The 9,255-nt window shown below is 40.0% G+C and carries 9 protein-coding genes; 3 read left to right on the forward strand and 6 right to left on the reverse strand.

The window, feature by feature from the left end:
* The 5 genes from ACEW80_RS19400 to ACEW80_RS19420 form a co-directional block, all read right to left on the reverse strand.
* The coding region (locus ACEW80_RS19400; protein ID WP_373528164.1) for a glycosyltransferase at positions 1 to 145 on the reverse strand (145 nt) is incomplete at its 3' end.
* Between the two features lie 3 nt (positions 146 to 148).
* Entirely contained in the window at positions 149 to 859 is a 711-nt protein-coding gene (locus tag ACEW80_RS19405; protein ID WP_373528156.1) for a TVP38/TMEM64 family protein, read from the reverse strand.
* A 1,127-nt stretch (positions 860 to 1,986) separates the two neighbouring features.
* Positions 1,987 to 2,172 carry a CopG family transcriptional regulator gene (locus ACEW80_RS19410; RefSeq protein WP_373528157.1) on the reverse strand — a complete coding sequence of 62 codons (186 nt, stop codon included), beginning with the start codon at positions 2,170 to 2,172 and terminating at the stop codon, positions 1,987 to 1,989.
* A 1,056-nt stretch (positions 2,173 to 3,228) separates the two neighbouring features.
* On the reverse strand, positions 3,229 to 4,179 hold the full coding sequence (locus ACEW80_RS19415; protein ID WP_373528158.1) for an AAA family ATPase: 951 nt from the start codon (positions 4,177 to 4,179) through the stop codon (positions 3,229 to 3,231).
* Between the two features lie 51 nt (positions 4,180 to 4,230).
* A complete protein-coding gene (locus ACEW80_RS19420; protein ID WP_373528159.1) occupies positions 4,231 to 5,322 on the reverse strand; it encodes a DUF4350 domain-containing protein in 1,092 nt (363 codons plus the stop codon).
* 160 nt (positions 5,323 to 5,482) lie between these two features.
* Between ACEW80_RS19420 and ACEW80_RS19425 the strand changes: the two genes are divergently transcribed.
* The 3 genes from ACEW80_RS19425 to ACEW80_RS19435 all read left to right on the forward strand — a co-directional run bounded on the left by ACEW80_RS19425 (position 5,483) and on the right by ACEW80_RS19435 (position 9,042).
* Positions 5,483 to 6,763, forward strand: coding sequence for a glycosyltransferase (locus tag ACEW80_RS19425; protein WP_373528160.1), 1,281 nt, complete (start codon positions 5,483 to 5,485; stop codon positions 6,761 to 6,763).
* Positions 6,764 to 6,824: 61 nt separating this feature from the next.
* On the forward strand, positions 6,825 to 8,315 hold the full coding sequence (locus ACEW80_RS19430) for an ABC transporter permease subunit (protein WP_373528161.1): 1,491 nt from the start codon (positions 6,825 to 6,827) through the stop codon (positions 8,313 to 8,315).
* A complete protein-coding gene (locus ACEW80_RS19435; RefSeq protein WP_373528162.1) occupies positions 8,308 to 9,042 on the forward strand; it encodes an amino acid ABC transporter ATP-binding protein in 735 nt (244 codons plus the stop codon). The genes ACEW80_RS19430 and ACEW80_RS19435 overlap by 8 nt, the downstream gene beginning before the upstream one ends.
* On the opposite strand, the gene ACEW80_RS19440 is transcribed toward ACEW80_RS19435, so the two are convergent.
* On the reverse strand, positions 9,039 to 9,255 hold a 217-nt coding region (locus ACEW80_RS19440; RefSeq protein WP_373528163.1), incomplete at its 5' end, for a hypothetical protein. The two genes, ACEW80_RS19435 and ACEW80_RS19440, sit on opposite strands and share 4 nt — an antisense overlap.

A 9,255-nucleotide genomic window follows, 5' to 3' on the forward strand; every position in this document is an offset into this window, starting at 1 on the left:
AGCGATCGCGGCTACCATCGTTGATTAAAACTAATTCTACAAGGCCATCCATCCGGTTCATTACTGCACTCACTCTGCGGTACAATTCTGGAATAATTTCTTCCTCGTTATAGATGGGAATAATAAATGAATACTTTGGTAGCATAGTTTATTTATTATCTGGGTTTATGTGATTTGAGGAGTCTGATTTTTTAAGGCTTTCTATAGCTTTTTTAGGAAAATTACGACGATGCCGATACCAAGTAGACCCCGCTACCAGCATTCCAGTTAAGCCTAAGGCAAGTACTAGCGGCAAGAAATCACCTGTCTTAACTGCTTTCAAACCAGAACTACCTAATAGTACAAAAGGTAATACACTAGGAACAGTACCAAGTGTTGTACCTAGAACATAATCTTTAAAGCTGATCGATGTTAGTCCAGCGACAAAGTTGACCAAGCCATAGGGCATTATCGGTACTAGTCGGATGGCAAACATATAAAAAAGCCCTCCACGACGCACCTCCGCATCCATAGCTTGCCAACGTCCTGCTAGTCGTTTTGCAATTGTTTGGCGTCCAATAGTCCGAGTAAAAGCAAAGGCAATTATTGCCGCAATTATAGCTGCAACACTAGTCCAGACAGTACCCAGCCAAGGCCCAAAAATTGCACCTCCAGTCAAATTGAGTACTGTTGAGGGCAAAACTAACATAGTTGCCACAATGTACAAAGCAATATAAATAACAGGTGCCCAGATTCCAGAAGACTTCAGCAAAGCTTGAATTTGTGCTGGTTCAACACCGCCAAGAAGATATACTGCTATACCAGTCGCAATAATGCAACCCAATGTGAGTAGTAAAATACCAGTTTTTAAGTTCCACACTAGAACTATACTCCTACTTTGGTTTTAACACAACCTAACTTTTCTCCATTTACCCTTTCATTAATTCTTGAAAATCTTGTTTTTGGAAAGCAGAGTAAATTAATCACTTAAAAAATAAGTTATTTATACTTTAGTGAGTTAAATAATACAATCATCAGGCTAATCTCCAAAACCTTTGTTTTATCTCTATTTACAAGATTACATATTTATAATTACAATCAATACAAGCTATCCTATTATAAAAACTTGGTTACTGTGTTTGTTATTAGAAAAAAATCTTGCGTAGGCGTAGCCCGTCGTAGACATCGCATCGTATACAAAAGCTCTAGAATTCAGAAATGGCAAAAGTCCTCGGAGAGTGACAGAAGAGGGATATCATGTGAAACGTCTCCCAGCATTTCCGCTAACCTATTGCATTCCTTATGTTTTGGTTCTGATCACAAAAACAGGGTGTAATGTTCTAGATTGCACTGTACTGTTGGGGTCGGGGCTATTTCATTCTCATCTAGCCCGCCTCAGAATGAATTCTGAGTCTAATAGCACTCATTCGTCTAAAGACGACTGAGACTCATGTTGTAGTCCGTTTTAACGGACTTTAGCTATAAGAAAAGGAACTTTAGTTTTGGGCGGTTTATGCCTAGAATGAAATAGCCCTGCTGTTGAGGTTTCGCTGATTTCTCTAATTGTCCGATACCTCTTTGCTGACGACTATCAACATGAGATTCATTATTTTACCATTCTGTCAATGCGTAAGTTCTATTAAATAAATTACAGATTGAATCCTTAATACTTGAAAAGTATAAGTAGCTTCATCCGCCAAACTCCCATCAGTTTGTTCAACAAATCCAGGATAATTGATCTCTTGTCGATAAAGTTCTATAAGGCGACTGCCGTCAGAGCGGAAGCTTGCGACCTAGAGGCTTTGTGATGAAACAGTCCTGTAGGCTGGTTTCCCGCCGTAGGGAACTGTTGTTATACCGTAGCATTGGAACGAGCCTCACCCAGAAGGCCGCAGGCATATCTTTATGTAAATTCCCTAACTAAACTTAGGGAATTTAATTGATAACTGCTAACTGTTAAACACCATATTTTATTCACAAGTTGAGATGTATTTACCCTGGTTTTGTTTATTGTCCAGTTGGATTTACTAAGGTTTGAGAAGCTTTTTCATCTTGAGTAGAAAGGGAGCGAATTAACTCCCGAATTACATCGGTTGCTGGTCTTCCCGTTATTGAACAGTAGTTTTCAAGCTTCTGTGCCTCGCTTGATGTGAGATTAATTGTAAGTCGTTTAGCAGCCCATTTTTTATTCATGTACTAGAAAAGCTATTGTTTAAACTACTTCTCTAATATCAATCATCTAAGCTGCTACTACAATAGTATAATTAATGACATTTATTTCAAGTAATCATGAAGCAAAATACAATATTTTCTAAGCAATAGTAAAGAGGTAAAATATATTTTAGAGTATGAAGTTTAGTTATTTTAACAAGAGTAATTATAAATCGAATGTAAAAGATATATTAAAATACGCCAACACAAGATAAGTATTTTTACTAACTGCTATCGCTTTTTAATTAGGGGTTGCTAAATAAAAATGCAAGGTAGTCCAGATAAGGGGTTCAAGCCTTTTTCCACCAAGCAAGTGCAAAGTTATAACATCTAGAGGCTCAAAATCCTTGCACAATCATTAGCGATCGCTAGGTAAATTTAAAAGCTGAGCGACGAAACAATCATTTTGCCAGCTGTCTGGCTTCTACATTTGTTTTAGAGACTTATTCAGCAAGCCCTAATAGGGGATTCTCTTTTTAGTTTTTACTTGTTAATAAGTCATATGGCAATAATGTATCGGCAGCAAATCTAATCATATCAAATCATATTCCTGACCTTTCTGTAATATCTAGCAGAATATGGTGACAATCAGATAAATTCAAAACCATCAGGATAAAAGTAACGCTTTGGATCAAACTGCTGTGTTCCTGGAGGCGATCGCGCCCTCTTACTCAATAAATCGCCTGTCCCAACACAGGCATCACTTCTGCCCGTTCTTGATTTGGAATGTTGACTTTGGCTAAGGCAAAAATATCAGGTGATTAGAAATCACGGCTAAACAAACGTTCGCCCTACAGCCCCAATACGGTTCAGTTAAGGAGAATTGTAGGTTGGGTTGAGGCTTTGCGAAACCCAACAAACCTGCCTAAATGTTGGGTTTCGTTCCTCAACCCAACCTACGCAGCTTAAGGTTTTTTGCGCTAACTGAACCGTATTGCCTACAGCCCTTCTCCTTTAGGAGAAGCGTAGGGCGTCTTGCGTCGATTAATCATAACCTTCAGTTTTTGTATGTGACGGCGCCTCTACAAAATATTTTGTTCACCTTGGGACTGGCACTTGATTAATTATCGATGCAATTACCGCATCAATTTGCAAACCATCCAACATTGCTTCTGGTTTCAGAATGAGGCGATGACGTAGCAGCGGCGATGCAACTGCTTTAACATCATCTGGGGTTACAAAATCCCTTTTAGTTAACCATGCTAGTGCTTGAGATGTCTGCAACCAAGCACCGGCGGCGCGAGGCGATGCACCTAAAGTTAAATCGGGATGTTGGCGCGATGTTCTCACCAATGCCAACAAATAATCAACGATCGCTTCTGATACTTTAACTTCTTTAACTGCAAGTCGTGCTTGCAAAATGTCGGCTACTGTTGCGATTGGTTTCAAACGGCTAATATCCGAACGCCTTGCTGCAAAACCCGCCTGACGATTGAGTAACATTTGCTTTTCCGCAGCTTGATCGGGATAATCTACCACCAGCTTAAATAAAAACCTGTCCAACTGCGCTTCTGGTAAGGGATAAGTACCCTCAAATTCCAAGGGATTTTGCGTCGCAATTACCCAAAATAAATCTGGTAAGGGCAAACTTTCACCATCTAGCGTTACTTGCATCTCTTCCATCGCTTCTAGCAGCGCCGCTTGTGTCTTCGGGGGAGTACGGTTAATTTCGTCTGCTAGCAACACTTCGGTAAATATTGGCCCTTTTTTTAAAGTGAAATTGCGACTATTCAAGTCAAAAATGTTTGTACCAGTAATATCCGAAGGCAAGACATCTGGTGTTAGTTGAATCCGGCGAAACTCTCCTTGGATTAACTGCGCTAAAACTTTAACTAGCAGGGTTTTCCCAGTTCCCGGTACTCCTTCCAAAATTATGTGTCCACCCGCTAGCAATGCCACTAGAAGTTGTTGGATGAGGTTAGATTGTCCGACGATTACTTGGTTAAGACCTTGACCAAGACGAATTAAAATAGGATGGGTTTCGCTCATATTTTTATTTATAAAGAACTCAATTAAACACGTTATACATAATTCCAGAAATTATTTTTGAATTTCTCTGAGGGTTCGCCATTTCCCCAACCAGCTTAACAGTTCTCGTTCGCTCATTGGTTGTTTGCGAGATTGTAGCTTTAAAACGGCATTTAGTTCTGCTGCACTTTTGCCTGTTTTTTGCATCCAGACATTGATCAAGGCTTGATGTTCTAAAGGTATTTGTCCTAATCCTAAAGTTTTTTGGAGTTGTAGTTGTTCTTGTTTTCCAATCATCTCGACAACAAAGTTGGTGGTATCAGCTTTCTGCAACACTCCCGCTAAAGCTTGGATATATGCCTCGCTGTTGTTTATAACTGGTATATCTAAAGCTACTGGCTTCCCAAAACGACGATTTTGCGCCCAAATTAGCACCAATAGCAAGATACCTACCTGCACGAATATTGGAAATAAAGGAGTTTTTGCAAAAAAACTTGATAAATTTCCTTCGCTTTCTTTCTCTCTGACATCAGCATCTTTATAGCCGTGGATGTATTCATCTACTAATATTGTGTTACCTTTTTGAGTAACTAAATTGGCTAGATACTTGAAATTACTTAAATAATCTTGGTAAGCGTTAGCTGCTAAATAAGGAGTGGTGGAAAAAATTACGTTTCCTTGTTTGTACTTTTCTTTCCAGATTACAGCACCAAAGCGATCGCCTAAATCAACTTGCTTGGAGTTAGCTCTACGATATCGTCTGCGCGTCTCAATTTTGACATTTCCTTGGGGGGATTTCTGCATGGTGCTAAAGTCTGCTTCTGTAACTCGCGCTCTGGCACCTAAAATTACTAGAGTATTCCCTTTTTCTACCCATTCACGCTCTTGACTATCCAGCTCCGTCTCTCTAGGATCGCTACTTACCTGTAAAAAGGTAATTGGGCTATTTTCTGGCTGAATATCACTAAAAGGCTTTTGCCAGCGCTTGATTGAAATTCCCTGCTGCTGCATAAAAGCATACCAAGCACCATAGCCATCGGCAGCGCGGTTATAAGTAGAGCCATTATTTATTTTACTATTATTGGGAGCCACGATCAAACTAAGTAAAATAATGACTGCTAATGCGATCGCTCCAATCCAAGCAAGGCGATTTGAACGTTTCATTTTAACTTTCTAAATGATCACTTGGTTTCACATCAATAATATTGAGGATGACAAGTGTTAATACTTACTTATTTTTTAAGTAAAGTCAAAAATATGATTAACTTTATTAAACCCAGGCATTAAAACACCTATGAAACAAACTATACAAGTTCTTTAAATTATGCACATCACAATCTTAACCATTGGTTCGCGTGGCGATGTTCAGCCTTACATAGCGTTGGCGGTAGGCTTGCAAAAGGCTGGACATAGGGTGCAACTAGCAACCCACGCCAAATTTGAGCCAGAAATTCGCGCATCCGGATTAGAATTTGCTCTAATTAGCGGTAATCCTCAAGAAGCACTCGCCAGCGAAGCCGGACAAGCGTTAATGCAAACAAAAAATCCGCTTAACTTCCCGCGTCAGTTTGCAGGCGTACTTGATCCGATTATGAAAACTGCATTAGAAGACTCGTGGAACGCTTGTCTGTTAACCGATGTAATTATCAGTGGGACTGTTGCTTTTTGGGGATTTGATATTGCTCAGAAGTTGGGAGTTCCTTTTTATTTGGCTTCAATGCAACCATTGAATCCCACTAGCGCCTTTCCGAATGCAGCTACATCACCAGAACTGGAACGGCTAGGAAGTCTGTATAATCGATTTACGTATATTGTGATCGGCAAATTGTTCTGGTTTTTATTCCGTAAAAGTATTAATCAATTTCGTGAAACAACTCTGAACGAAGCACCATTAAAATTGTGGGATTCGCCGTTTAAACGCATGAAACTTGCTCAGGTAAATTTTTTAAATGCGTTTAGTCCTTCGGTTATCCCTAAGCCAGTGGATTGGTCAGAACATAACCATGTTACTGGATACTGGTTTCTTGATCCACCTGCGGACTTTATACCCTCTCCCGACTTAGTTGAATTTCTTAATTCGGGTGCGCCTCCGGTATACATTGGATTTGGCAGCATGAGCGGAAAACAAGCCCAAGAAGTCGCCGAAATTGCTTTAGCTGCACTTGTTAAAACTCAACAACGGGGAATTTTTATGACGGGTTGGGGTGGGATTGAAAATGCAGACTTACCCGATACTATATTTGAAATAGAATCGATTCCCCACAGTTGGTTATTTCCCCAAATGTCCTGTATTGTACATCATGGTGGTGCAGGAACAACTGCTGCAACATTTCGAGCCGGAGTACCTGGAATCATAATTCCATTTTTGGCAGATCAGCCATTTTGGGGATATTTAGGTGTCAAATTAGGCGTGAGTCCCGCAATGATTCGCCAGAATGAATTGACTGTAGATTCATTAGCGATCGCAATTACAACCGCAGTTCAAAATAAAAGTATACGCGATCGCGCTACTGCACTCGGTGAAAAAATCCGCTTAGAAAATGGCGTTACAACAGCAGTGGAAATTATTGAAAAAACAATGAATAATCTTAAGCCGAGTCCATAGCGGATATTTGTTAAGCATGAAACAAGGTACTTCCCCGGCTTTCTTAGGAATCCCTTTAAATATGAAGAAAAAAAAATTACGGTTATTAACGATACTATTTGCAGCAATTGTAGTAATCCAAATGATCACAGGACATAGTGATCCTCTAAAAGCTGCCTCATCTTTAAATAAAGACACCCTGACGATGATTACTTCGCCAGATTATCCGCCTTATGAATTTTATGATACCAAAGGAGGCGAGCGCCAAATCATTGGTTTTGATATAGATATTGCCAAGACTCTAGCTCAAAAATTAGGGTTTAAACTTCAGATAATGGAATCTGATTTTAATGGATTAATCCCTGCACTCCAAGCAAATCGGGCTGATTTTGTGATGGCTGGGATGACTCCGACTCCAGAGCGTCAAAAAAATATTGATTTTTCAATTATTTATTACGAAGCCAAAGATACGATTGTCGCCCTCAAAGGGAGCAACCTGAAGCAGCCAGAAGATTTATCAGGTAAAAAGGTGGGAGTGCAACTAGGAACGATACAAGAGCAAAATGCTCAGAAAATTGCTCAAAAAGTTGCGGGTATTGAGTTAAAGCAACTCAACAAAGTGCCGGAAGTAGTTCAGGAAATCAAATCTGGGCGAATTGATGCCGCAATTGTTGAAGATACCGTCGCTAAAGGATTTGCCCAAGCTAACCCAGATTTAGAGTTTAATACTATTCCTTCATCCGAGGCAAGTGGATCAGCGATCGCTTTTCCCAAAGGTTCTTCTTTAGTGGAACCATTTAACAAAGTGCTTCAACAAATGAAGGACTTGGGTACATTAGAAAAATTAGGAACCAAGTGGTTTTCGCAGAATATCACCACTAACACTGTATCTTCAACTCCTACCAAAAGCCGACTCAATCTCGACTTCACTAGAATCCTTCCAGATATTCCCTTTATTTTGCAGGGAATTCCTTTAACTTTGTTGTTCACGCTATTATCTGTATCTTTAGGGTTAATCTGGGGAACAATACTCTCACTATTAAAAATTATCGGCATCAAGCCCCTTACCTGGGTTGCTAACGCCTATACCTCTGTCTTCCGAGGTACACCTTTGCTGTTACAGTTGGCGTTGGTTTATTACGCAACACCTCAGCTTACAGGTTATAAAATTTCGGCATTAGAAGCAGGAGTACTAACTTTTACCCTTAATTCTGGAGCTTATATGTCGGAAACCATCAGAGGTGGGATTCAGGCGGTAGATAAAGGACAAAGCGAGGCAGCAATGTCTATGGGTGTTCCCTATTGGTTAATGATGTGGGATATAATTTTTCCTCAAGGATTGAAGAACATTCTTCCAGCATTGGTAAATGAAACTATCGGACTGCTAAAAGATTCCGCCTTGGTGTCAACAATTGGTGTAGTGGAAATATTACGCAGTGCTCAAATTGTCGGTGCAAATAAATATATTTATTTTGAACCTTTGCTATTTGCAGGTTTAATCTACTATGTTCTGGTAATGGGTTTGACTTTTAGCGCATCCGCTTTAGAAAGGAGATTACGGCAAAGTGAGTAATGCAATAATTCGCACGGAATTCTTGTGTAAATCTTTTGGCAAACTTGACGTACTCAAAGATATTTCTACTGAGTTTTATCAGGGAGAAGTAGTTGCCATATTAGGCCCTTCTGGTTCAGGTAAGTCTACCTTTCTGCGATGCATGAACTTGTTAGAACAACCCACCAGAGGCAGAATCTACTTTCATGAGCAAGAAATCACCAAGCCTAAAACTAACATTGCTAAGGTGCGTCAGCATTTGGTAATGGTATTTCAACATTTTAATTTATTCCCCCACATGACAGTGCTAGAAAATGTCACTTACGCACCCATAAAGGTAAAAGGAATAAACAAGCAAAAAGCCCAAAAGCAGGGCTTAGAATTGCTTACTAAGGTAGGTTTAGAGCCAAAAGCAGATGTCTACCCATCTAAACTATCTGGGGGACAAAAGCAGCGAGTAGCGATCGCTCGTGCACTAGCAATGGAACCAGAGATGATTTTGTTTGATGAACCCACCTCTGCGCTAGATCCCGAAATGGTTAAAGATGTGCTGGAAGTGATGAAAGCTTTAGCGCTATCTGGTATGACAATGGCGATCGTTACCCATGAAATGGGCTTTGCTAGAGTTGTTGCCAATCGGATTATGTTCCTCGACCAGGGAATTTTAGCAGAAGATGCTACTCCTGGCGAGTTTTTTCAAAATCCTAAGTGCGATCGCGCAAAGCAGTTTTTGGAAAAAATGCTTTAGAACATCATAAATTCGCTGCTTTTTTTGTATTCCTGAAACTTATCCAAAACGGGGCGATCGTTTGGCATTAATATAGGTAAGTCCGCCAAATCAAAAAATTCCAGCGCCAGCGATTCTCCATCTAAACAAGCGAGACTACCTTCCCATTCAACAGCTCGCAAAATCAAAATGAAGTTTTGCACGCGATCGCCATTGGGATAGGTTACAGTTTCA

Source organism: Nostoc sp., from assembly GCF_041747015.1.
Classification (GTDB): Bacteria; Cyanobacteriota; Cyanobacteriia; order Cyanobacteriales; family Nostocaceae; genus Nostoc.